The following is a 21,999-nucleotide window of genomic DNA, read 5'->3' on the forward strand; positions in this document are numbered from 1 at the left end:
TCACGCCTTCGTCGTCAGTCCTCGACCCAGCCGTAGCCGCGGGCCATCGTCCCCAGCCGCCCCCGCAGGTGCAGGATCTGCGAGCCCGTGAGCGTCGGCTCGGCGCGCAGCAGCATCTCGGTGATCGCGTCCTCGAACTCGCGCGGCGACAGCACGTCGACCTCGCCGTCGGGGCGCTCCACGGGGCGACCGGCGGGACGCCGCACGTCCAGGTCGTCGCCGAGAGCTCGCACCTGCGCGGCCTTGGGGCCCTTGGCGCCCTCCTCGGGCACGTACTCGACGATCACGCCGGGGCGCACCTGCGCGCGATCACCCACGATGTCGTTGACGTGCAGGAACACGTCGGGTCCGTCGTCGTCGGGAGCGATGAAGCCATATCCCTTGACCGCGTCGAACGACAGCACCTCACCCTGGATCACATCCGCCATGTGACGCACCTTACCCACGTGAGCCCCGCTGAACCGTCAGGATCCGTCACACCGCGCCGAACGGTCGAGCAGCTGCTGGGCCAGGTCGGTCCGGCGGTACAGCACGGCGCGCCCCGATCGGGCGGACGCGACGAGGTCAGCCCGCCTCAGCATGGCCAGGTGCTCGCTCACCGTGCCCGGGCTCAGCTCGAGCAGGCACGCCAGCTCCGTGGTCGAGGCGGGCACGCCCGTCGCCCGCAGCAGCTGCGCGCGCGTGCGGCCGAGCACGTCGTCGAGCGCGTGCTCGTGGTCGAGCTCCTCGGCGGCCCAGAGGTTTCCGACCCCGAGGGCGTGATAGATGATCGTGGGCACGAGCGGCTCCTGCAGACCGATCAGGCCTCTCGGGCCCGCGAACACGCTGGGGTGCAGCAGGAGTCCTCGCCCACCCTCGAAATGCTCTGCCGGATAAGAGGATCCGGCGACCTCCAGGCGGTCGGGCAGCAGGTGCACGCGCGGGCTCAGCTCGCCGAGCAGCGGCTCGAGCCCTCGCGCCGCGAGCCGGGTCGACCGCTGGACGATGTCCGCGTCGAGCAGCCGGCGGATCGCACCCCACCGGTCGGCGAGGACCAGCTCCCAGTAGCCCCGCATCGCGGCGACGACGCGGTCGAGGCCGACCTCCGGCTCGGCGCCCAGCCTCGCGAGGACCGCTCCGACGGTGGCGTCATGCGGCTGCTTCCGCAGCAGGTCCACGTCGCGTAGCAGCACCCGGGGGCCCAACGCGCGCACGCCGGCGAGCTCGGCCTCGAGGTCCGCCGGGGTCGACAGGAAGGACGGTGTCAGCACGTCCGCGAGGAAGCCCTCCGGCGGCACCAGCGCCACCAGCAGCCCCAGGTCGATGGCGGGCTCCGCGGCCAGCCGCTCGCGGGCCGACCGCACCCAGGACCGATGCAGCCCCGTCACGTCGTGCTGCAGCACCCGCAGCGACATCGCGAGCTCCTGGGTGCGGGTCGTCACGAACCTCACCCGCGCGACGTCGGAGCTGCTCAGCAGCAGATCGGCCATGCCCTCAGCCTAGGTCGGACCCGCTGGCCCCCCGCAGGATTCGGCCCTGCCCGCACCGTGGCCGAGACGTCCCGCGCCGAGGCAGCCTGGCGGCATACGGGCTGGTGCAGGACCGGCCCCGTCTCGACGAGAGGAGCACCCCATGACCATCATCGACCGCTGCCACGACTCGGCCGCCGACATCACCACGACGCCGACCACGTATGACGCGCCGGCCGCCCGTCACGAGCGGCGACGCGAGGCGGGCGAGCGCGCCGTCGGACGCCCCCAGGGCCTGACCGCCTGGGCCGAGGACGTCCGCCGGCGGCCCGACATCCACTGGGCGGCGTTCCGCTGAACCCTGGCCTCCACGCCAGCTAGGTTGGGGGCGTGGAGCTCCGGATCGCCCAGCTGGCCAACTTCGTGGGGCCCACGTCCGGCGGGATGAAGGTGGCGATCGACCAGCTCGCGCGCGGCTACGTGGACGCCGGGGCGCAGCGGCTGCTGATCATCCCCGGCTCCACCGACGACCGCATCCCCACCGAGCTCGGTGACGTCGTGACGGTGGCGTCGCGTGAGGTCAGCGGCGGCTATCGGATGATCCTCGACCCGCGGCCGGTGCTCCGGGCCCTGGAGGCCTTCGCGCCGACCTCGATCGAGATCTCGGACAAGTCCACGCTGCTGCCGGTCACCCTGGTGGCGCGTCGCCGCCAGGTGCCGACCGTGCTGTTCTCCCACGAGCGGCTGGACACGATGCTCAGCATGCGAATCGGCCTGCAGCGCGGCCTGCGTCACCCGATCCGGCTGTTCAACGGCGCGCTGTCGCGGGCCTTCGACCACGTGGTGACGACGTCGGACTTCGCGGCGGGTGAGTTCTCCGGGCTCGCGTCCCTGGCCCCGCACCGCCTCCACCAGGTGCCGCTGGGCGTCGACCTCGAGACGTTCCGGCCGCTCGAGCCGGCTCCCGAGCCCGCCACGGACGGGACGATCCGCCTCGTCCACTCCGGTCGCCTCTCCCGCGAGAAGGATCCCCACCTCGCCGTCCGCACCGCCGTCGCCCTCCACCACCGCGGCCTGCCCGTGCGGCTCGACGTGTATGGCGAGGGGCCCCACCGTCACGAGCTCGAACGTCTCGCGGCCGGATCCCCCGTCACCTTCCACGGTCACGTGGCGGGGCGCGAGGCGCTGGCCCGCCGTCTCGGGGAGGCGGACGTGGCGCTCAGCGTGTGCGCGGGCGAGACCTTCGGGCTCGCGGTGCTGGAGGCGCTGGCCTGCGGCACGCCGGTCGTCACCGCGGACCGGGGCGGCGCGCGCGAGCTCGTGGACGACCGCTCGGGGGCGTGGGGGCACCCGGATCCCCAGTCCCTGGCCGACGCGGTGCTGCGGGTCGTGGCCCGTCCGCCGGCCGAGCGGCGACGCGACGCGCGGGCCCGTGCCGAGTGCTATCCGTGGAGCCGGACCGTCGAGCGGATGCTCAGCCTGCACCGCGCCCTCGCCGCCGCCCCCACCACCCGTTGAGAGGCGACAGATGGGGGTTGTGAAGGCCTCATAACCCCCATCTGTCGCCTCTCAACGACGGGTGCCGGCGAGGACCGGGGTGGGGTCGGCCTCGGTGGAGCCGTCGGACTCAGGGGCGGGAGCGGGAGCGGGCTCGGGTGCCGCGGGGACCCCGCGTGTCCCCAGGAGCAGCGGCACCGCCACGGCCAGCACCATCGCCGCCGTGAGCACGATCGCCACAGGACGCCCCTCGAGCGAGGAGTCGAGCGGCGCACTGATCCCACCGACCACGCTGACGGCCAGCAGCACCCGCAGCCGCCGCGCCCCGAGCGGCAGGGCTGCGACGAACGGCACCACCCACAGGGCGTACCAGGCGTGCGCCACGGGCCCGAGCAGCAGCACGGCCAGCATCGTGACGGCGACCGACCTCAGGGCGGCGGGGCGGTCGCCGGTGCGGGCCCGCAACGCGCAGACCACGCCGACGAGCACGGCCAGCGCCATACCGAGGGTGCGTGCCGTGGTGAGGGCCGGGGCCCAGAGCTCGGGGTGGCCGGCGTGGTCGACGACCCAGCCGACCGCGCGGCCGCCCGTCGTCGACAGCGAGAACGGCGTGAGCACCTCGCCGGGCACGGCGAGCGCGCCGACCCAGCCCTCGCCGAGGCGATAGGGCAGCCCGCAGGCCAGCAGCGTGACGACGCCCAGCCCTCCGACCGCGGCAGCCCGGCCGACCCGCTGGCGCGCCGTCGCCCCCACGCCCAGGCTCACCAGCACGACGCCGACGCAGATCAGGCCGCCGGGGACCTTGACGCCGGCGGCGAGCCCGCCGAGCACCGCGGCCCACCCCCAGCTGCCGCGTCCCGCCAGCACGAGGGCCGCCGAGCCGAGACCGGCCAGCAGCAGGTCGTTGTGCAGCCCGCCGACGCCGTGCGCGACCACCAGCGGGCTGGCCGTCACGAGCGCCGTGACCGTGGCCGCGTCGCGACGGCACCAGCGGGCGAGCTGGGGCAGGGCCCACAGCAGCAGGGCCAGCCCGAGCAGGGCGGCGCAGCGTTCGAGGACGATGGCCACCCAGGGGTCCCGCGTCAGCGTCGTCGCCATCGCGCCCCACACGAGCGGCACGGGGCCGTAGGGCGTGAGCGTGTCCATCCACCGGGGGTCCACGCGCTCGCTCCAGGGTCCGGCGAGGGTCACCGGGGCAGAGCCGTATGGCGACAGCAGCCGCCTCGTCAGCTCGCCCTGAGCGACATGGCTGAACCCGTCCCGGCTGAACAGCGGCTGTGCCGCCAGCAGCGACAGCGTCCAGGACCAGGTGGCGCGGTGCACGAGGTCCAGGGCGCCGGTGCCGCGGTGGCCACGAGCGCAGGTGTGCAGCAGCGAGATCCAGGCCCACGACAGGAGAGCCAGCCCGAGGACCGCCAGCGAGAGCCCGACGCCGTGACCCGGCATCGTCTCGCCCCACCCGGCCAGCGGCGCGGCGAGCGTCGCGCCGACCGACGCCGGGAGCGGCGTGATGACGAAGCCTCCGACGAGGACCAGGAGCGCGCCGACGACACCTCGGGTGATCACCCGTGCGACGCTAGGCAGGGCGCCCGGTCCCGGGCCGAACTCCGTATGACGTCCCGGCGAACCCCTGACGGCGACTCCCCACCCCGCCCAACGGTCAGATCCCGACACCCCTGACCGACGGCTGACCAATCGGCGAGCCACCCGGGGTCAGCGCAGCGGGCCGGTGACCTCCTCGACCACGCGCACCACCGTGCCGTCGGCCACCAGCGTGCGGGCGGTCTCGATGTCGGGAGCGAGGAAGCGGTCGATCCCCGGCCCCTGCCACCCGGCCTCGCGCAGGGCTCGGACCACCGCACCGGTCGCCGGCGACGGCTCGAGCGGCGCGCGCAGCTCGATGCCCCGTGCGGCGGTCAGCACCTCGATCGCGAGCACCCGGGTGAGGGCGTCGACCGAGCGGCGCAGCTTGCGGGCCGCGGACCACCCCATCGACACGTGGTCCTCCTGCATGGCGCTGGACGGGATGGAGTCGACCGAGGCGGGCGCGGCCAGGCGCTTCATCTCCGAGACGATCGCGGCCTGGGTGTACTGCGCGATCATGTGGCCGCTGTCGACGCCGGGGTCGTCGGCGAGGAAGGGGTTGAGCCCGTGCGAGCGCGCCTTGTCGAGGAACCGGTCGGTGCGCCGCTCGCTCATCGAGGCCACGTCGGCGGCCACGATCGCGAGGAAGTCGAGCACGTAGGCCACCGGTGCCCCGTGGAAGTTGCCGTTGGACTCGACCCGACCGTCCAGGGTGACGACGGGGTTGTCGACGGCCGCCGCCAGCTCGCGGGTCGCCACGAGCGTCGCGTGGTCGACGGTGTCCCGCGCCCCGCCCGCGACCTGCGGCGCGCACCGCAGCGAGTAGGCGTCCTGCACGCGCGTGCACGCCTCGGTGCGGTGGCTCTCTCGGATCGGGCTGTCCGCCAGGACGGTTCGCAGGTTGTAGGCCGAGTCCCCCTGTCCCGGGTGCGGCCTCAGCTCGTGCAGGTCGGCGGCAAAGACGTTGTCCGTGCCGAGCAGGCCCTCGACGCTCATGGCGGCGCTGATGTCGGCGACCTTGAGCAGGGCGCGCAGGTCGGTGATGGCGAGGACGAGCATGCCGAGCATGCCGTCCGTCCCGTTGATGAGGGCCAGACCTTCCTTCTCCTCCAACGAGATCGGGGTGAGCCCGGCATCGCGCAACGCGTCACCCGCGTCGGCGGTCTCGCCCGACGGCAGCCGCACCGGGCCCTCCCCCATCAGCGCGAGCGCGCAGTGCGCCAGGGGCGCGAGATCGCCGGAGCACCCGAGGGATCCGTACTCGTGGACCACCGGCGTGATGCCCGCGTCGAGCAGGTCGACATAGGCCTGGGCGGTCGAGACCTTCACGCCCGTGCGGCCGGTCGCGAGCGTGGACAGGCGCAGGAGCATCAGCGCGCGCACGACCTCGCGCTCGACCTCCGGACCCGATCCCGCCGCGTGCGAGCGCACGAGGGAGCGCTGCAGCTGGGCGCGCAGCTCGGTGGGGATGTGTCGCGTCGCGAGCGCCCCGAAGCCGGTCGACACCCCGTAGTGCGGGACGGTGTCGCTCGCCAGCCCCTCGATGACCGTGCGGCTGCGGGCGATCTCGTCGATCGAGTCCTGGGTCAGGACGACCGGTGCGTCGTGCCGCGCCACGGCGACGACGTCGTCGAAGGACAGCGGCCCGCGGCCGACCTGGACGGGTGTGCGCTCAGCAGTCATGCCGCTCATTGTGCGAGCCCCGGCGCGTGGCGCAGCACCCCCTTGACCCCGCCTTCTGTCCCGGATCCGAGACATGGCGTCGAGCCGGCCTGAGGTCACGCTCGTCGCGACGGGAGGTTCGGCATACGGTCGGAGCAGACAGACCCCGCCGTATGACGAAAGGTCCCCCGCCATGACGACCACCGCCCCCGCCCCGGTCACCCGCTACTACGAGCTCGTGGACGCCAACGACGTCGACGGGCTCGTCGCCCTGTTCACGCCGGACGCGACGTACGAGCGGCCGGGCTACGAGCCGATGCGCGGGCACTCGGGGCTGACCGCGTTCTACTCCGGGGAGCGGATCATCGCGTCCGGCGCGCACACGCTGACGCACACGGTCGTCGACGGCGACGAGGTGGCGGTGCAGGGCCGTTTCGCCGGCACGGCTCGCGACGGGCGCGTGCTGGACCTGCGGTTCGCCGACTTCTTCCGGCTCGACGGCGAGCGAATCGCCTACCGCACCACGTACTTCTACGCCCCGCTCGCCTGACAGCGGTCGGACGGCATACGAGACGTCCCTGCGGACAAGGAGATCCGATGCGTGTCGTCACCACCCGCGACGAGCTGTCTTGCGCCAGAGCCGAGCTCGGGACCGTCGGGCTCGTCCCCACCATGGGCTACCTGCACGACGGCCACCTGTCCCTGGTGCGGGCAGCGCGCTCCGCCAACGACGCCGTGGTCGTGTCGATCTTCGTCAATCCCACGCAGTTCGGGCCCGGGGAGGACCTCGCGAGCTATCCGCGCGACCTTGACCGCGACCTCGCCATGCTCGAGGCCGAGGGGGTCGACCTGGTCTGGACGCCCCGCGTCGAGGACGTCTATCCCCCAGGCTGGTCCACGCACGTGAGCGTCGGCGGCGTCACCGAGGTCCTCGAAGGTGCCCGCCGCCCAGGGCATTTCGACGGGGTGGCCACCGTGTGCACGATCCTGTTCGGCGCGGTGCGGCCCACGCGGGCCTACGTCGGCCAGAAGGACGTCCAGCAGACCGTCGTCATCCGACGTCTCGTCGAGGACCTGGCGCTCGGGCTGGAGGTCTGCGTCGAGCCCATCCGCCGGGAGCCCGACGGCCTGGCGATGAGCTCGCGCAACACCTATCTCTCGCCCGGGGAGCGCGCCGCCGCCCCCCGTCCTGCATCGAGCCCTCGTCGCGGTCGAGGAGACGTATGCCGCCGGCCGCCGCCAGGCCTCGGAGCTGCTCGGTGCCGCCCACGTGGCCCTGGCCATCGAGCCCGCGGTGCCGGTGGAGTACGTCAGCGTCGCCGACCCCGACACGCTGACCGAGCTCGACCTGGTCGACCCCGCGCGCGGCGCACTGGTGTCGCTGGCCGCCCGCCTCGGCCGCACCCGCCTCATCGACAACCTCGTCCTGGCCCCCGTCGCCCCGTCGCCCCGGCACCCCGACCAGCCGGGCTCGACGTCTCGTCCCACCGCTGACCCGGCCGCGTGACGATAGCCTCGAGGAATGCCTCTGGCCCGTGAACCACAGCGAGAGGTGCGCGTCTTCCACGAGTACGGCGCCCCGTGGCCGCTGTGGGAGAGCGGGACCGACGAGTACCAGATGCAACCCTCCGACTACGAGCTGTCGCCCGAGCTGACCGACGAGCTGCGCCGATGGGGCGACGTGTTCCAGACGCACTTCCACTATCTGGACGGGTGGGACTCAGCGAGCACCAGGCAGCAGTACTCCGACGGCATGCAGGGCGCCGTGACGCGACTGCGGCGAGAGCTGCCGCCCGAGCTCGCCATCCAGGACGAGCACACCTGGTGCCTGGATGATCCCGATCACTGACGCGGGCCGCCCTGGTTGCGTGGGCGGGGCGGGGGTCCCCCATCGCAGATCTTCGGCACAGAAGCAGATCTTCGGGATGGAACCCGAAGATCTGCGACCGACGTGAGCCGCCGAGCCCCAGGGCTGACGCGACCCGACTGAGGCTGTGGACAGTCCGCGCCACCCCACCGGTGACACCCGTCAGGATGGGGCCATGACCCGCAGCGCCTCCCCCGCCGTGAGCCAGGCGGTCGCGATCCTGCGCCACCTCTCGCGTCACCCCGAGCCCATGCCCGCCGCCGCCGTGGCGCGCGACCTCGGGCTGCCGCGCTCGACGGCATACAAGCTGTTATCCCTCCTGGCCGACGAGGGTCTGGTGACGCACCTCCCCGAGGAGCGTCGCTACGGGCTCGGGGTCGGGGTGTTCGAGCTGGGCAGCGCCTACTCCCGGCAGGCCGGGCTCGCGCGGCTGTCCCGACCTGTCCTCACCCGTCTCGTCGACGAGACCACGCACAGCGCCCACCTGGCGGTGCTGCACGGTCGCGACGTGCTCTACGTCCTCGAGGAGCGGGCGCCCGGGCGCCCCCTGCTGGTCACCGACGTCGGCGTGCGGCTGCCGTCGCAGCTCACCGCCAGCGGTCTGGCGATGCTGGCCGCGCTGCCCTCCCCGCAGGTGCGCGCGCTGTTCCCCGACCGGTCCGCGTTCGTGACCCGGTTGGGCACCGGGCCGCAGTCGCTCACGGCCCTGCGCTCCGAGCTGTCCTCCGTCCGGGCGCGCGGCTTCGCGCTCGAGGACGGCACCGTCACCGAGGGTCTCGCAGGCGTCGCGGCGGCGGTGGTGGACCACGGCGGGCACCCGGTAGCATCCGTCGCGATCACCTATCCCCGACAGGTGGAGGCGTCCGTCCAGCCCCTCGCGGACGCCGCACGACGAGCTGCGCAGGAGCTCACCCGCCGCCTCGGCGGACATCACAAGGAGCATCCATGACCGGCCCCGACACGACCAGCGCCGTGACCGCCGTCATCCTCTGCGGCGGCACCAACGTCCGCATGGGCGGCAGGGACAAGACGTCCGAGCAGCTCGGCGAGACGACCGTCCTCGGCCGGATCCTGCGCGACCTGCCCGACGACTGGGCGATCATCTGCGTCGGCACCGAGCGCCCCACCTCGCGCCCCGTCACCTGGACCCGCGAGGACCCGCCGCTCGGTGGCCCCGCCGCCGGCATCGCCACCGGCGCGGCCCTGTCCAGCACCCCCGTCACGGTCGTCCTCGCCGGCGACCAGCCCTTTGCCGGCGACGCCGCGCCCCACGTCGTGGAGGCGCTCGCCGACTCCCGGTCCGGTGTCCAGGCCGTGGCCCTCGTGGACGACTCCGGCTCGCTGCAGCCGCTGCTCGCGGCCTACCTCACCGGCCCGCTGCACCAGGCCTTCCCACCCGGCACCCGCGACGTCTCCGTGCACCGCACCGCCGCCAGCCTCCGCATGGAGGGCATCCCGGCCCCCTCCCCGCGCGCGCTGCTCGACGTCGACACCCCGGTGGACCTCTTCGAGGCCCGCGTCATCCACCTCGGCTGACGGCGCCGTGGGCACCGGGGAGCTCGTCGCCCTGGGGCTGTTCGTGCTGTCGTGGGTGCTGTTCGTCTTCGCCTTCACCGGGCCCGTGCGGCGCCGCCACCCCGCGTGGTCGATCGTGCTGATCCCCCTCGCCGTGCTCGTGATGACCCTGGCCGCGCTGTCGTTCACGCTCAACCACGAGTTCTGAGCGGACTTCTGCGGCGGCCGGGCTGCGTCATACGGTGGAGGCATGAAGGCCATCACCCTGCCGTCGTTCGGCGGCCCCGAGGTCCTGACCGTCTCCGAGATCCCCACCCCGGGGATCAACGCCGACGAGGTGCTGGTGCGCGTCGTCGCCGCCGGCGTCAACCGCGCCGACCTGCTGCAGCGCCAGGGCAACTATGCGCCGCCGCCCGGCGAGTCCGAGATCCCCGGGCTCGAGGTCAGCGGCATTGTCGTGCAGGTCGGCAGCCGGGTCGAGGGGTGGAGCGAGGGCGACGAGGTCTGTGCCCTCCTCGCCGGAGGCGGGTATGCCGAGCACGTCGCCGTCCCCGCGGGCCAGCTGCTCCCCGTGCCCGCCGGCATCAGCCTCGTCGACGCAGCCGCGCTCCCCGAGGTGACCTGCACCGTCTGGTCCAACCTCGTCATGACCGCCGGGCTGCAGCGCGGCGACACCCTGCTCGTGCACGGCGGGTCCAGCGGCATCGGCACGACGGCCATCCAGATCGCGCGACGCCTCGGCGTCCGCGTCGCCGTCACCGCCGGCTCGGCCGCCAAGCTCGAGCGCTGCCGCGAGCTCGGCGCCTCGATCCTGATCGACTACAAGGAGCAGGACTTCGTCGAGGAGCTGCGAGCAGCCACCGACGGGCACGGCGCCGACGTGATCCTCGACAACATGGGCGCGAAGTACCTCCCCCGCAACGTCGCCGCGCTGGCCACCGGCGGTCGCCTCGTCATCATCGGCATGCAGGGCGGCGTCAAGGGCGAGCTCGACATCGCGACCCTGCTGCGCAAGCGCGGCACCGTCGTCGCGACCTCCCTGCGCACCCGGCCCCGCGCCGAGAAGGCCGCCATCGTGGCCGAGGTCCGCGAGCACGTGTGGCCGTTGGTCGAGGCCGGCGAGGTCGTGCCCGTGATCCACGGTCGCTTCCCGGCCCGCGAGGTGGCGCGCGCGCACGAGGAGCTCGACAAGGGCACCCACATCGGCAAGGTCCTCCTCACGATCTGATGCGCGCGTGGGCCTGGCGAGGCCCAGCGTGCACAACCCGCGCTCGCAGCGCTGGCCCTGCCTGAGCCGGGCTGATCGGGCTGCCACGCGACGGGCGGGACGTCATACCGGCTGGTCCGCCGGCAACCCGCACAGCTCAGCTCCCTAGCCCCCTTGACACAATGCCCTCCTGCGCCTAAAGATAGCCACATGGCTAAATAGCCACATGGAAATACTGCGAACGAGGACACCCATGGCTCCCGACGACGACCAGCTCGACCGGATCTTCAGCGCGCTGTCGGACCGGACGCGCCGGGCCATGCTCGAGCGCCTGCGCTCGGGGCCACGCTCCGCCGGCGACCTCGCCGAGGGGTTCACGCTGAGCCAGCCGACCGTCTCCAAGCACCTCAAGGTGCTCGAGGGCGCCGGGCTCATCCGCCGCGAGCGGGACGGGACGCGCATCTACAGCGTCCTGGCGATCGACCCCCTGGTGCGTGCCGCCATCTTCGTGTCGCAGTTCGAGCAGGTCGTGGACGCGCGACTCGACCGGCTCGCAGCACTCGTCGAGTCCCCGCGCGATCCACGAGGAGAGCAGAGATGAAGACCGAGTTCACCCTTCCCGACGACACCACCATCAGCTACACACGGACCTTCGCCGCACCCGCCGAGCGCGTGTGGCAGGCCTGCACCGACCCCCAGGTCGTCCGCACCTGGATGCTGGGCCCCAGCAAGGACACGACCTTCGAGGTGTGCGACATGGACATCCGCGAGGGCGGCAGCTTCCGCTGGGTCTGGCTCGATCCGGACGGGCGGCTGGAGATCTACGGCGACGTGCTCGAGGTCGACGCGCCGCGCCGGCTCGTCACCACCGAGCAGATGGGCGGCACCGACTGGCCGCCGACCCACAACGTCGTCGAGCTCACGGAGCAGGACGGCCGGACGGTGCTCACGGGCACCATCCGCTACCCGTCCAAGGAGGCACGGGACGGCGCCTACGCCTCGGGCATGGCGGACGGCATGGACGTGAGCTTCGCCCGGCTGGACGAGGCCGCCTGACCGTCCGGCATACAGCCCGTATGCCGCTCCGCCGCCTCCACGCCCAACGGCGCGAGGCGGCGGAGCTGCGGTCTGGGCGGCCACGGACCAGACCCGCCGGGGGCAGATGCATCAGCCTGGCGAACGAAGGCCGGTCGATGCCTTTACCGGGGGCAGATGCATCAGCCTGGCGAACGAAGGCCGGTCGATGCCTTTACCCGCGGTAGGTCTAGAGCTGGGGGGAGAGGAAGGCCGCGAGGGCTCCGGCATACATCGCCGGGTCCTCGGCACCCATCAGCTCGCGCGCCGAGTGCATCGACAGCATCGGCGCCCCGAAGTCGATGGTGGAGACGCCGAGCTGGGCCGAGGTCATCGGGCCGATGGTCGAGCCGCACGGCATGTCCCCCCGCGCCCCGAACTCCTGCATCGGCACCCCCGCCTGGTCGCACGCCAGCCGGAACCAGCCGGCCGAGACGGCGTCCGTGGCGTAGCGGCCCTTGACGTTGACCTTGAGCACCGGTCCGCCGTTGAGGGCGACCTGGTGGTTGGGCTCGTGCTTCTCGGGATAGTTGGGGTGCGTGGCGTGGGCCATGTCGCCCGACGCGACGACCGTCGAGGCGAGCGCCCGCTGGTAGTCGTCACGGTCGCCCCCGAGCGACCGGGTGATGCGCTCCATGATCTGCGGCAGCATCGAGGAGAAGCCGCCGCGGTCGGTCATCGACCCGATCTCCTCGTGGTCGAACAGGACCAGGACCTGCACGAACGGCGTCGACGGCCCGTCGCCGTCCACCGCGTCGACGAACGCCCGCGTGCCGCAGTAGCTCGTGCCGAGGTTGTCCAGGCGCGGGGCCGCGAGCAGCGAGCTGTCGTGGCCGAGCAGGGTCGAGGGGGTGAGGTCGTGCGTCATCAGGTCCCAGGCGAGGACGTCGTCGACGTCGCAGCCGACCTCGCGGGACAGGAACTCGCGCATGGAGGGGGCGGTTCCGCCATACCCCCAGACGGGGACGAGGTGGGTCTGCGGGTTGAGGGTGAGCCCGTCGTTGACGCCGCGGTCGAGGTGCACGGCGAGCTGCGGCACGCGCAGGGTGGGGGTGTCGACGAGCACCAGGTGCGTCTCGACGCCCGCCCGTCCGCGCACGGACACCCGCCCGGACAGGCCCAGGTCACGGTCGAGCCAGGAGTTGAGCAGCGGCCCGCCGTAGACCTCGCAGACCAGCTGGTCCCAGCCGTGCCGGTGCAGGTCGGGGTTGGGGCGGATGCGCAGGTTGGGCGAGTCGGTGTGCGCGCCCACCACCCGGAACGGCGTGGCCGCCCCGTCCGCGTGCTCGGTGGACCAGGCGGCCAGGGACCCGGCACGGATGGTGTAGAAGCGCCCGGCCTGCTGCGGCCAGGCGTCACCCTCGGCGAGCTCCACGAACCCGGCGGCGTCGAGCAGGGCGCCGGCCGACTGCACCGCGTGGAAGGGGGACGGGGACGAGTCGACGAACTGGCACAGACCGCGGGCCTCGACCTCGGGGTCGAACGAGTGGCTCATGCCGCCAGTATGCCGTCAGCCCCCGTCGCGACCGACGTCGGGCGCGCGCACTCCGAAAGTTGCCCACAGCCCTCTCACCGCACGTCGCGCGCTTCCCTAGGATCAGGAACATGAGTCCCACCGCCGTGGTCCCGACGTGGCTCGTGGTCCTGCTGTCTGTGGGTACGTGGGTACACCCCTCTTGACCTTCGTAGCGGCGCTGCTGGCCAACGCCGTGTCCCGCAAAGGTGCCGTCGAGCTTGAGCGACGCTCCCGCCGAGAGGAGTCGATGCGCGAAGGTCGAGGATGCCGAGGAGCGGGGCGAAGGGGTGGTCGTCGTGCTTCGCCCGTCTCCAGAGGGCTCGGGCCCCCGGACGGATGGCCCTGGAGCCCCGTGACGCCCGTCGGTGCACGGACTACCCTGGCGATGGAGGAGGCACCATGACGAAGTACATCGCGGTGACGCGTACGCAGCGCGACGCCGCCCGCTGGATGGCAGAACGAGCCGCGGCTCAGGGTCAGCCCGTGCCGCCCTCGACCCGGCTGATCGCCGAGGCCGAACCGTCGTCACGTCCGACGTCGGGCGCGCGCTCCGCGACCAGCGGGACGACGTCGGCGATCGAGTCGACGACCCGCGTGGGGCGGTAGGGGAACAGCTCGACCTGGTGCGGGCGCGTCGACCCGGTCATGACGAGGATCGTGCGCAGCCCCGCCTCGAGCCCGGACACCACGTCGGTGTCCATGCGGTCGCCGATCATGACGGTGTGCTCGGAGTGCGCCTCGATCCGGTTGAGGGCGGTGCGCATCATCAGCGGGTTGGGCTTGCCGACGTAGTACGGCGTGCGCCCGGTGGCGGCGGTGATCAGCGCGGCCACCGAGCCGGTGGCGGGCAGGGTGCCCTCGACCGACGGGCCGCTGACGTCGGGGTTGGTCGCGATGAACCTCGCGCCGCCCTCGAGCAGCCGGATGGCCCGCGTGATGGCCTCGAAGGAGTAGGTCCGCGTCTCCCCCAGCACCACGTAGTCGGGGTCGCGCTGGGTCATCGTGTAGCCCGCCTCGTAGAGCGCGGTCGTTAGGCCGGCCTCGCCGATCACGTAGGCCGAGCCGCCCGGCCGTTGCTCGGCGAGGAAGCTGGCGGTGGCGAGGGCGGAGGTCCAGATGCAGTCCTCGGGGACGTCGATGCCGCTGGCGAGCAACCGCGCCCGCAGGTCGCGCGGGGTGTAGATCGAGTTGTTGGTCAGCACCTGGAAGCGCAGCCCGCGCTCCTGCAACGCGGCGAGGAACTCGGCGGCGCCGGGGATGGCCTGCTCCTCGTGGACGAGCACCCCGTCCATGTCGGTGAGCCAGGACTCGATGTGGGCGTGGGTCGTCATACGGCCAGTATGGCGACCCGCCCGCGACCCGTCGCCCCCGCAGGAGCCTCGTCAAGCAAGGGCTCCCAGGGGGTTGACGGGCCGCGGACATACTCGGTATACCTGTCCTAGCCAGGGGACATACCGAGTATGTCGTCTGCGGTCGGCCGGTCACCAGGGGGATGACCGGCCGGCCCCACCTCGACAGGAGACGCGATGCCGGTCCTCGAGCTCGACGACGTCCACCGCACCCACGGCACCGGCGACACCGCCGTCCACGCCCTGCAGGGGGTGACGCTGACGATCGAGCCCGGTGAGCTGGTGGCCGTCATGGGCCCCTCGGGGTCCGGCAAGTCGACCCTGCTCAACCTCGCCGGCGCCCTGGACCGCCCGACGACCGGGCGCGTGGTCATCGAGGGGCAGGAGGTCACCGCCCTGCGGCCCGACGCCCTGGCCCGGCTGCGTCGCCGCAGCGTCGGCTTCGTCTTCCAGGACTTCAACCTCATCTCGTCGCTCACCGCCGCCGAGAACGTCGCGCTGCCGCTCGAGCTCGACGGCGCCCGTCCCCGCGCCGCTCGCCGGCAGGCGCACGCGGCGCTGGAGGAGGTCGGCATCCGCGACCTCGCCGACCGCTTCCCCGACCAGATGTCCGGCGGCCAGCAGCAGCGGGTGGCCATCTGCCGCGCGCTGGTGGGCGAGCGCCGCCTGGTCCTCGCCGACGAGCCCACCGGAGCCCTCGACTCAGTGACCGGCGAGGCGATCCTGCAGGTCCTGCGGCGCCGCTGCGACCAGGGCGCGGCCGGCCTGCTCGTCACCCACGAGGCCCGGCACGCGGCCTGGGCCGACCGGGTCGTCTTCCTGCGCGACGGGGTGGTCGTCGACACGACCGGGCCGGCGGCCACGCCGGAGTCCCTGCTCGAGACGTCGGGCGCGTGAGCCGGATGACGACCCTGGCCGACCCTCCCCGCACCGCCGCCCACAAGTCGCAGCGACCCGGCACGACCCGCCGCAGCCGCCTCGGCGAGTGGTGGGCCGGCTGGCGGGTCGCGCTGCGCCTGGCCCGCCGGGACACCCGCGCGCACGGCGGTCGCAGCGCCCTCGTGCTCGTGATGATCGCCCTGCCGGTCGCCCTGATGGTCGCGGCGCTGACGGGCTACGCCACCAAGGACGTCCACGGCGCCGAGGCCATCCCCGCGCAGATGGGCTCGGCGGCGGGCGCGGTGGTCGCGGCCCAGGACGGGCAGTACCCACCGAGCCCGCTCGGCGAGCAGGTCGTGACCTGCACCGGCAACGGCCCCTGCACCCCGCCGAAGCCCCTGCCGCTGCCGGGCGTCTCCGGTCCCGTCACCACGGCGCCCGTCGCGCAGGTCCACGCCGGCATCGCCACGCTCCTCGGCGCGCGCCTCCTGCCGATGGGCGACGAGCAGCTCCACGTCACCCTGGACGGGCGCCGGGTGCTCCTCGGGACCTTGCTCGTCGACGCCCGCGATCCTCTCGTCCGCGGCAAGGCCGACCTGGTCTCCGGACGCTGGCCGCAGAACCGCGACGAGGTCGTCGTCACGCAGACGGCCGTGGCCCGCGGGCTGCCCACCAGCGGGACCCTCGAGGGCCGGGTCGTGACCTATGACGACCGCGGCGACGAGACCGTCACCTCAGCGCGGCTCGCCGTCGTCGGCGTGGCCGACGCACCGGGCGCACCCAACCTAGGCCTGCCGGACCTCGTGCGCCTGCCCGGCACCCTGGCGGCCGGCCGGCCGATCGCCCTGATCGACCGCGCCACCCCGATCACATGGGACGACGTCGCCCTGCTCGGCCGCCACGGCATCGGCGTGGTCAGCCGCTCCGTCCTGCAGGGCGGGGCGGACGGCAGCTTCGAGAGCGACTCGGGCGGGCAGCAGGACACCCTGCTCGCCATCGCCCTGCTCGCGGCGGGGCTGTTGATCGAGTCGACGCTGCTCGCCGGTCCGGCGTTCGCCGTGATCGCCCAGCGGCAGCGGCGCACCCTGGCCCTCGCCGCGGCCAACGGCGCCACCCGCGCCCAGCTGCGCCGCACCGTCCTCGCCCAGGCCCTCGTCCTCGGCGTCGTGTCCACGCTCGTCGCGACCGTGGTCGGCATCGGGCTCGGCTGGGCCGGGCTGCGCGCCTACCTGCGCTGGAACCCCCTGACGATCGTCGGCCCCTTCGACGTCCCGTGGTGGCAGCTCGCCATCGTCGTGGGGTGCGCGATCCTCGCCGCGGTGGTCGCCGCGCTGCTCCCGGCCCGCGGCCTCGGACGCATCGATGTGGTCTCGGCCCTGCGCGGCGAGGTGGCGCCCAAGCGGGCCCGCCGCTGGGTGCCCGTCGTCGGTGTCGCGCTCGCGGCGCTGGGCGGGGCCGGCATCTTCGTCACGATCGCCCTCAGCCGCACGACCCTCCTCCAGCAGCCCCGGGTCGTGGCCGGCGCCGTGGTCGCCTCGGCCGTCGTGCTGGTGGTCGGCGCCCTCCTGACGGTGCCCGCGGTCCTGGTCCTCGTCGGTCGCCTGGGCGGAGCCTTCCCGGTCCCGGTCCGTATGGCGACGCGCGACGCCTCCCGGCAGCGGGGACGCGCCACCCCCACCGTCGCCGCCATCATGGCGGGCACGATCCTGCTCGGTGCCACGACCATCGCCTTCGCGTCCATCACCGAGCGCCAGCGGATCGACTACGTGCCCTCCGCGCCGGCCGGCTGGCTCTACGGGCAGGTCTTCGGCGACGAGGCCGACCCCGGCGTCGCTGCCGCGCAGACGATCCCCGGCAGCCGGGCCTACACGATCAGGTCGGTCGCGCCGCCCGAGCGGCCGCGTGACTCCCCGGGCTCTCCGAGCGGGCCGAACGCCCCGACCCGCGCGATCGCCGCGGCGACCCCCGGCTGCACGCTCGCCGAGATCTCCTCCGACCAGGCCCAGCCGCCACGGTGCCCGTCGCTCGGCCTGGGCCTGATGTACGCCTCGGCCAACCTGCGGTCCTTCGACGAGGTCGGGCTGCGCGACCTGCTGCGGCCGACGCCCGAGCAACGACGCGTCCTCGACCAGGGTGGGCTGCTCACGTCTCAGCCCGAGATCGCGCGGGCCGGGCGTCTCACGTGGCTGTCGACGGACCTCACGACCCAGCCCGACGGCACCCAGACCCCCGGGCCCGTGACCACGCTGGGGACGATCCCGGTGGCTCTGCTGACCCCCGAGCAGGCAAGGCTCGCCGACGCCGGCAACAACGCCGACACGGCCGTCCTCGGCCCGTCCGGGATCACCCGCATCGGCGCGACGCCCCATCCGCAGCACGTCCTGGTGCGGCCCGCCGACGGGACGACCATCACCGACGCCCAGCGGGACGCCTTCGCCAAGGCGGTGGCCGACCCCTCCATGACCGAGGAGATCTCTGGCGAGGTCGTCCACGTGGAACGGGGATTCGTCGACACCTATGCCCGGCTGCGCTGGCTCATGGTCGGCACCGTCGCGCTGCTCATCCTCGTGGCCACCCTCACCGCGACCGCCCTGTCGATGGGTGAGGCGCAGCGCGACCTCGCGACGCTGGCCGCCATCGGGTCGACGGGGCGCCTGCGGCGAGCCATCGCCGCCGCGCAGTCCGGCGCCCTGGCCGTGGTCGGGACCCTCGTCGGCCTCGCCGTGGGAGCCGTCCCCGGCATCGCCTTCGCCCGGGCCGCCACCGGCGGGTACGACGACGGCGGCGCCCTCGTCAAGGCCCCCACCGTCGTCGTCCCGTGGGACGTCCTCGCGGTGGCCGCGGTCGGCATACCGATCCTGGCCGCCCTGCTCGCCGCGCTCGTCGTGCGCGGCAACCCGACCCTGACCCGCCGCACCACCTGACGCCCCGACCCGGGAGAGACTGGAGACCTCATGTCGATCCGCCAAGGGCTGCTCGCCCTCCTCGCCGACCAGCCCATGTATGGCGCGCAGCTGCGCTCCGAGTTCGAGGCCCGCACCGGCGGCACCTGGCCGCTCAACGTGGGCCAGGTCTATCAGACCCTCGCCCGCCTCGACCGCGACGGCCTGGTCGTCGAGCTCGGTGACGACGACGAGGGGCGCACGACCTACGGCCTCACCGACGCCGGCCGCGCCGAGGTCGACCGGTGGTGGACGCAGCCCGTCGACCGGGAGTCCACGCCGCGCAACGAGCTGGCCATCAAGCTCGCGCTGGCCGTCACCGTGCCCGGCGTCGACGTCACCCGCATCGTGCAGGCCCAGCGCACGGCGACCATGCGCCAGCTGCGCGACCTCACCCGCATCAAGTCGTCGACCACGGGCGATCCCGACCGCACCCAGCTGGCCTGGCTGCTCGTCGTCGAGAACCTCATCTTCGGCGCCGAGTCGGAGGTCCGCTGGCTCGACCACGTGGAGGCGCGGGTGGCCCGGGCGGCGCGGGGGACGTACGGACCCTCGACGCCACCTGGGCGCTCGTCGCACCGGGATCCGCGCGCGAATGCGCACGAATCAGCCCGAAGATAGTCATTTCGGGCGGTGGCGCGACCCCTGAATGGCGTATTGGAGGGAAGCGCAGGCAACGACGTCTGCACGACCCACGTCTCGCCAGGGGGAGCCATGTCCCGCACCATCCGTCTGATCGCCGCCTCCGCGCTGGCGGCCGCCACCGTCGCCGCCCCGGCAGTCGCCCACGCCCGACCCACCGGGCCGACGGCCCCGGCGGCCAAGACACCTGCCGCCTCCGGATTCACCCCGGTCCGCACCACGTCCTACGCCGCCACCACCCTGGCGGCCACGGCCAAGGACGGCGTGGTCGTCGTCGGCATCCGCCGCAGCACCCCCGGCGCCGCCGGCGCGGTCGTGGTGGAGGAGCAGCGCAACGGGCGCTGGACCACGCAGACCCTCCCGGGCGTCACCGCGACGGACGCCCAGGTCGTGAACGCGACCGACAAGCAGCAGTGGATCCTCACCACCGGGGCGACGCCGACCTTGTGGCGCAGCCAGGGCAACCACTACGTCAAGGTCGCCCAGCCCGCGATGCCCGCGGGCCTCGGGCAGTGGAACCCGCGCAGCCTGGCCGCCGAGGGCGGCACCGTGGCCCTGTGGGGCAGCACGCGGAGCGCAGACGGTGGGGCTTCCGCCACGGCCGCACGCCTCGTCGGCGGGCGCTGGACGGTCCTGCCCTACACCTCCCCCCAGCGCGAGCTCACCGGGCCCGCACCCGTCCCCCTGGTCGCGGTCGCCCAGGGCCGGATCGTGGGCAACCTGGGCCGCGCCGGCCTGGCCCGCGCCACCGAGGCCTTCGACGTGACCGTCACGCCCTCACGGTTCCTCGGCACGACCAGCCTCGCCGGGCCGACGGGCGAGGGCTGGTGGATCAACGACTGGGTGGTCCGGTCCGCCCGTGACATCACGACCTTGGGGACGCAGCGCTTCTTCACCGACGCGACCTACACGCGGCAGGCGATCACGGGCAGCTGCCGGCACCTGGTGGACGCGGTCCGCACCACCTGCGCCGCACCAGCCTGGGGCGTGACGGCCGCCACCGCCCTGCCCGACGGACGCCAGGTCATCGGTGGCGAGGACACGACCTCGTGGGTGAGCGGGACCGGCTCGGGCCCGGTCGTCCAGGGCGGCTTCGCGGTCGTGAGCGGACAGTCCACCCCCGTGCCGGTGGCCGGCAACCCCGGTGACGCCGTCGTGGGCCTTGCGGCCCGCTCGACAGTCACGTGGGCCATCACCCGCACGGGCGCGACCACGACGATCCAGCGGGCCGTGCTGCCGGCGGCGAGCAAGGCCAAGGTCGTGGCGCCCCGCCGCTGACCGCACCCCTCCCCCGCTCCCAGTCCCCAAGATCGTGAGGGTCTGGTCCACCTTTCTTGGACCAGACCCTCACGATCCTGGTGGCGCCGAGGTGGGATGTCGAGCAGCGCGAGCGGCCTAGGGGATTGTCCGCTCATCCGACCGAAAGTGACCGGGCGGGGCAGCGAACGCCGGCCTGCGCGGCTTTTGATCGTTCACCGTGCCCCGCCGGGTCACTTTGTGCCGCGTGTGGGCGCATCCAGCCGCCCTCGTGCGGTCGACCGCCGTCAGCAGGTCCGTGCAGCTAGACCGTGACCGTCTCGCTGGCGAGATGGGCGAGCGCCGGGCAGCCGGGCGCGACGACGACCTCGGCCCACGGCATCTGGCTGGCGTCCACGAACGCCTCTCCCAGCAGGTCCAGCAGCTCGGGGTGGCGCGTCCGCACCGACGACGCCATGGTCAGGTGTCGCAGCTCGACGCGGCCCGGCGTCACGACGCCGGCGACGAAGCCGACGAGCAGACCATCCATGCTCAGCGTGACGAGCCGGAATCCTTCCTCGACCGCGCAGCTCTCGATCCAGCGCGAGGCGCCGCCGGCGGCGCCCTGGGCATCTGCGCCGAAGGGCACGCGGGCGCCCACCAGCTCAAGCTGCTGCAGGACGTCGGTGATGTGGAGGGCCTCGTGGTCCGGATAGAGCGTGAGGCTCAGGCCAGGTCGGGTGGTGGGCAGGGGCTGGGCGTTCATGGATCGACCTCCCGGTGAAGGAAACCCGAGGGTGCACCGGGGACGCCGCCGCCGACGGACCAGGCCTGCCAGGCGGGGTGACCCCGCCTTCCCTCGAGGCGATGGACACGGGCGCACCGCTGCTGCGGTGCACTGGCAGGTCTTCGGACTCGTGGGCGTGGAGCCTTGCGGCTCACCGCGACTCGCGTCGCGCGCTCCTTCACCGTCGCTTCCCAGGTGGTCGGACCCAGTGCGTATGACGATGTCGTTCCCACTCACCGCTGCGGGGCAGTCCCGGACTCTCACCGGGTTCCCTCTTGCCCCTCCCACCGAGGCGGGAGGACCAGCACCCCCAACCTAGCCGATCCCCGCCCGCTGTGGGGTTGACCCCGTTCGGCGGACACCGGCTTAAGCGGCTTCTGCCGCCGCGTTGAACCGGCGCTCGAAGGCTACCGGGCTGATGTTGCCGAGGGCGCTGTGGCGTCGACGGCGGTTGTACACGGTCTCGATCCATTCGGTGACGCTGCGGATCGCCGCGGCCCGGGTGGCGAATTCGTAGCGGTTGTAGTGCTCGGTCTTGAGCGTTGACCAGAAGCTCTCCTGCTGGGCGTTGTCCCAACAGACTCCCGTGCGCCCGACGGACAGACGCACCTTCAGGTCGCGGGCGGCACGGTCCAGCTGGTCTGAGGTGTACTGGCAGCCGCGGTCGGCGTGGAAGATGACCCCGGTCGTGTCACCCTCGCGGAAGGTGGCCGCGCGACGCAAGGCGTCCTCGACGACGTCGGTGTGCAGGCTGTCGCTGAACGCGTACCCAATCGAGCAATGATCAGAACCTG

General features: G+C 73.3%; 23 protein-coding genes, 1 pseudogene and 1 riboswitch. Of the genes and pseudogenes, 16 read left to right on the forward strand and 8 right to left on the reverse strand.

All coding sequences use genetic code 11. The features are described from left to right. Positions 1 to 14 precede the first annotated feature (14 nt). Together B4E97_RS11775 and B4E97_RS11780 are read right to left on the reverse strand one after the other, a co-directional pair. Positions 15 to 428, reverse strand: a complete 414-nt coding sequence (locus B4E97_RS11775) for a cold-shock protein (RefSeq protein WP_019286606.1) — start codon at positions 426 to 428, stop codon at positions 15 to 17. Between the two features lie 36 nt (positions 429 to 464). Continuing rightward, positions 465 to 1,469: an ArsR/SmtB family transcription factor gene (locus B4E97_RS11780; RefSeq protein WP_286959983.1), complete on the reverse strand. Its 1,005-nt coding sequence runs from the start codon at positions 1,467 to 1,469 to the stop codon at positions 465 to 467. Between the two features lie 142 nt (positions 1,470 to 1,611). On the opposite strand from B4E97_RS11780, the gene B4E97_RS11785 reads away from it, so the two are divergent. Both B4E97_RS11785 and B4E97_RS11790 read left to right on the forward strand, forming a co-directional pair. Further along, positions 1,612 to 1,806: a hypothetical protein gene (locus tag B4E97_RS11785; RefSeq protein ID WP_286959984.1), complete on the forward strand. Its 195-nt coding sequence runs from the start codon at positions 1,612 to 1,614 to the stop codon at positions 1,804 to 1,806. Positions 1,807 to 1,838: 32 nt separating this feature from the next. Next, positions 1,839 to 2,966 carry a glycosyltransferase gene (locus tag B4E97_RS11790; protein ID WP_286959985.1) on the forward strand — a complete coding sequence of 376 codons (1,128 nt, stop codon included), beginning with the start codon at positions 1,839 to 1,841 and terminating at the stop codon, positions 2,964 to 2,966. Positions 2,967 to 3,017: 51 nt separating this feature from the next. Here B4E97_RS11790 and mptB read toward each other — a convergent pair whose 3' ends face one another. After that, entirely contained in the window at positions 3,018 to 4,511 is a 1,494-nt protein-coding gene (gene mptB / locus B4E97_RS11795) for a polyprenol phosphomannose-dependent alpha 1,6 mannosyltransferase MptB (protein ID WP_286959986.1), read from the reverse strand. 147 nt (positions 4,512 to 4,658) lie between these two features. Further along, the gene (gene hutH / locus B4E97_RS11800) at positions 4,659 to 6,221 is read right to left on the reverse strand and encodes a histidine ammonia-lyase (RefSeq protein ID WP_029211960.1); all 1,563 of its coding nucleotides are present in this window, start codon (positions 6,219 to 6,221) and stop codon (positions 4,659 to 4,661) included. Between the two features lie 163 nt (positions 6,222 to 6,384). Here hutH and B4E97_RS11805 point away from each other — a divergent pair, with 163 nt between their 5' ends. From B4E97_RS11805 to B4E97_RS11845, 10 genes and pseudogenes are all read left to right on the forward strand, one after another. Beyond that, entirely contained in the window at positions 6,385 to 6,741 is a 357-nt protein-coding gene (locus B4E97_RS11805) for a nuclear transport factor 2 family protein (RefSeq protein ID WP_029211959.1), read from the forward strand. 122 nt (positions 6,742 to 6,863) lie between these two features. After that, a pseudogene (locus B4E97_RS19005) lies at positions 6,864 to 7,316 on the forward strand (pantoate--beta-alanine ligase); the annotation flags it as partial. 64 nt (positions 7,317 to 7,380) lie between these two features. After that, on the forward strand, positions 7,381 to 7,698 hold the full coding sequence (locus B4E97_RS19010) for a pantoate--beta-alanine ligase (RefSeq protein ID WP_349681182.1): 318 nt from the start codon (positions 7,381 to 7,383) through the stop codon (positions 7,696 to 7,698). Between the two features lie 15 nt (positions 7,699 to 7,713). Beyond that, the gene (locus tag B4E97_RS11815) at positions 7,714 to 8,040 is read left to right on the forward strand and encodes a hypothetical protein (protein ID WP_156911388.1); all 327 of its coding nucleotides are present in this window, start codon (positions 7,714 to 7,716) and stop codon (positions 8,038 to 8,040) included. A gap of 193 nt (positions 8,041 to 8,233) precedes the next feature. Further along, complete coding sequence (locus tag B4E97_RS11820; protein WP_286959987.1) at positions 8,234 to 9,007, forward strand: IclR family transcriptional regulator; 774 nt, start codon at positions 8,234 to 8,236, stop codon at positions 9,005 to 9,007. Then, on the forward strand, positions 9,004 to 9,594 hold the full coding sequence (mobA, locus tag B4E97_RS11825) for a molybdenum cofactor guanylyltransferase (protein WP_286959989.1): 591 nt from the start codon (positions 9,004 to 9,006) through the stop codon (positions 9,592 to 9,594). Before B4E97_RS11820 ends, mobA begins: the two co-directional genes overlap by 4 nt. A gap of 7 nt (positions 9,595 to 9,601) precedes the next feature. Then, the gene (locus tag B4E97_RS11830) at positions 9,602 to 9,781 is read left to right on the forward strand and encodes a hypothetical protein (RefSeq protein WP_019286618.1); all 180 of its coding nucleotides are present in this window, start codon (positions 9,602 to 9,604) and stop codon (positions 9,779 to 9,781) included. A 42-nt stretch (positions 9,782 to 9,823) separates the two neighbouring features. After that, a complete protein-coding gene (locus B4E97_RS11835; RefSeq protein WP_286959990.1) occupies positions 9,824 to 10,801 on the forward strand; it encodes an NAD(P)H-quinone oxidoreductase in 978 nt (325 codons plus the stop codon). Positions 10,802 to 11,033: 232 nt separating this feature from the next. Further along, a complete protein-coding gene (locus B4E97_RS11840) occupies positions 11,034 to 11,381 on the forward strand; it encodes an ArsR/SmtB family transcription factor (RefSeq protein WP_019286620.1) in 348 nt (115 codons plus the stop codon). After that, positions 11,378 to 11,836: an SRPBCC domain-containing protein gene (locus B4E97_RS11845; protein ID WP_286959991.1), complete on the forward strand. Its 459-nt coding sequence runs from the start codon at positions 11,378 to 11,380 to the stop codon at positions 11,834 to 11,836. The genes B4E97_RS11840 and B4E97_RS11845 overlap by 4 nt, the downstream gene beginning before the upstream one ends. A 208-nt stretch (positions 11,837 to 12,044) precedes the next feature. Here the strand turns inward: B4E97_RS11845 and B4E97_RS11850 are convergent, their stop codons facing one another. Next, positions 12,045 to 13,349, reverse strand: coding sequence for a M18 family aminopeptidase (locus B4E97_RS11850; RefSeq protein ID WP_029212133.1), 1,305 nt, complete (start codon positions 13,347 to 13,349; stop codon positions 12,045 to 12,047). A 497-nt stretch (positions 13,350 to 13,846) separates the two neighbouring features. Continuing rightward, complete coding sequence (locus tag B4E97_RS11855; protein WP_239261934.1) at positions 13,847 to 14,701, reverse strand: HAD-IIA family hydrolase; 855 nt, start codon at positions 14,699 to 14,701, stop codon at positions 13,847 to 13,849. A gap of 195 nt (positions 14,702 to 14,896) precedes the next feature. On the opposite strand from B4E97_RS11855, the gene B4E97_RS11860 reads away from it, so the two are divergent. The 4 genes from B4E97_RS11860 (at position 14,897) to B4E97_RS11875 (ending at position 20,460) form a co-directional block, all read left to right on the forward strand. Further along, a complete protein-coding gene (locus tag B4E97_RS11860) occupies positions 14,897 to 15,616 on the forward strand; it encodes an ABC transporter ATP-binding protein (RefSeq protein WP_029212135.1) in 720 nt (239 codons plus the stop codon). 5 nt (positions 15,617 to 15,621) lie between these two features. Continuing rightward, positions 15,622 to 18,522, forward strand: coding sequence for an FtsX-like permease family protein (locus tag B4E97_RS11865; protein ID WP_286959992.1), 2,901 nt, complete (start codon positions 15,622 to 15,624; stop codon positions 18,520 to 18,522). A gap of 30 nt (positions 18,523 to 18,552) precedes the next feature. Further along, positions 18,553 to 19,161, forward strand: coding sequence for a PadR family transcriptional regulator (locus tag B4E97_RS11870; protein WP_286959993.1), 609 nt, complete (start codon positions 18,553 to 18,555; stop codon positions 19,159 to 19,161). A 93-nt stretch (positions 19,162 to 19,254) separates the two neighbouring features. After that, positions 19,255 to 20,460, forward strand: a complete 1,206-nt coding sequence (locus B4E97_RS11875; RefSeq protein ID WP_286959994.1) for a hypothetical protein — start codon at positions 19,255 to 19,257, stop codon at positions 20,458 to 20,460. Positions 20,461 to 20,743: 283 nt separating this feature from the next. On the opposite strand, the gene B4E97_RS11880 is transcribed toward B4E97_RS11875, so the two are convergent. Continuing rightward, positions 20,744 to 21,184, reverse strand: a complete 441-nt coding sequence (locus B4E97_RS11880) for a hypothetical protein (protein ID WP_019286628.1) — start codon at positions 21,182 to 21,184, stop codon at positions 20,744 to 20,746. 117 nt (positions 21,185 to 21,301) lie between these two features. Next, a riboswitch (cobalamin riboswitch) is annotated at positions 21,302 to 21,526 on the reverse strand. A gap of 45 nt (positions 21,527 to 21,571) precedes the next feature. After that, the coding region (locus B4E97_RS11885; protein WP_286959995.1) for an integrase core domain-containing protein at positions 21,572 to 21,999 on the reverse strand (428 nt) is incomplete at its 5' end.

The organism is Arsenicicoccus sp. UBA7492 (assembly GCF_002479615.1).
In the GTDB taxonomy this organism is placed as follows: domain Bacteria; phylum Actinomycetota; class Actinomycetes; order Actinomycetales; family Dermatophilaceae; genus Arsenicicoccus; species Arsenicicoccus bolidensis.

Coding starts and splice junctions, on each gene's coding strand:
- B4E97_RS11815 (WP_156911388.1), top strand. CDS start 7,714: ATGCCTCTGGCCCGTGAACCACAGCGAGAGGTGCGCGTCTTCCACGAG.
- B4E97_RS11775 (WP_019286606.1), bottom strand. CDS start 428: ATGGCGGATGTGATCCAGGGTGAGGTGCTGTCGTTCGACGCGGTCAAG.
- B4E97_RS11860 (WP_029212135.1), top strand. CDS start 14,897: ATGCCGGTCCTCGAGCTCGACGACGTCCACCGCACCCACGGCACCGGC.
- B4E97_RS11850 (WP_029212133.1), bottom strand. CDS start 13,349: ATGAGCCACTCGTTCGACCCCGAGGTCGAGGCCCGCGGTCTGTGCCAG.
- B4E97_RS11870 (WP_286959993.1), top strand. CDS start 18,553: ATGTCGATCCGCCAAGGGCTGCTCGCCCTCCTCGCCGACCAGCCCATG.
- B4E97_RS11840 (WP_019286620.1), top strand. CDS start 11,034: ATGGCTCCCGACGACGACCAGCTCGACCGGATCTTCAGCGCGCTGTCG.
- B4E97_RS11820 (WP_286959987.1), top strand. CDS start 8,234: ATGACCCGCAGCGCCTCCCCCGCCGTGAGCCAGGCGGTCGCGATCCTG.
- B4E97_RS11805 (WP_029211959.1), top strand. CDS start 6,385: ATGACGACCACCGCCCCCGCCCCGGTCACCCGCTACTACGAGCTCGTG.
- hutH (WP_029211960.1), bottom strand. CDS start 6,221: ATGAGCGGCATGACTGCTGAGCGCACACCCGTCCAGGTCGGCCGCGGG.
- B4E97_RS11835 (WP_286959990.1), top strand. CDS start 9,824: ATGAAGGCCATCACCCTGCCGTCGTTCGGCGGCCCCGAGGTCCTGACC.
- B4E97_RS11880 (WP_019286628.1), bottom strand. CDS start 21,184: ATGAACGCCCAGCCCCTGCCCACCACCCGACCTGGCCTGAGCCTCACG.
- B4E97_RS11845 (WP_286959991.1), top strand. CDS start 11,378: ATGAAGACCGAGTTCACCCTTCCCGACGACACCACCATCAGCTACACA.
- B4E97_RS11875 (WP_286959994.1), top strand. CDS start 19,255: ATGTCCCGCACCATCCGTCTGATCGCCGCCTCCGCGCTGGCGGCCGCC.
- B4E97_RS11855 (WP_239261934.1), bottom strand. CDS start 14,701: ATGACGACCCACGCCCACATCGAGTCCTGGCTCACCGACATGGACGGG.
- mobA (WP_286959989.1), top strand. CDS start 9,004: ATGACCGGCCCCGACACGACCAGCGCCGTGACCGCCGTCATCCTCTGC.
- B4E97_RS11865 (WP_286959992.1), top strand. CDS start 15,622: ATGACGACCCTGGCCGACCCTCCCCGCACCGCCGCCCACAAGTCGCAG.
- B4E97_RS11785 (WP_286959984.1), top strand. CDS start 1,612: ATGACCATCATCGACCGCTGCCACGACTCGGCCGCCGACATCACCACG.
- B4E97_RS11780 (WP_286959983.1), bottom strand. CDS start 1,469: ATGGCCGATCTGCTGCTGAGCAGCTCCGACGTCGCGCGGGTGAGGTTC.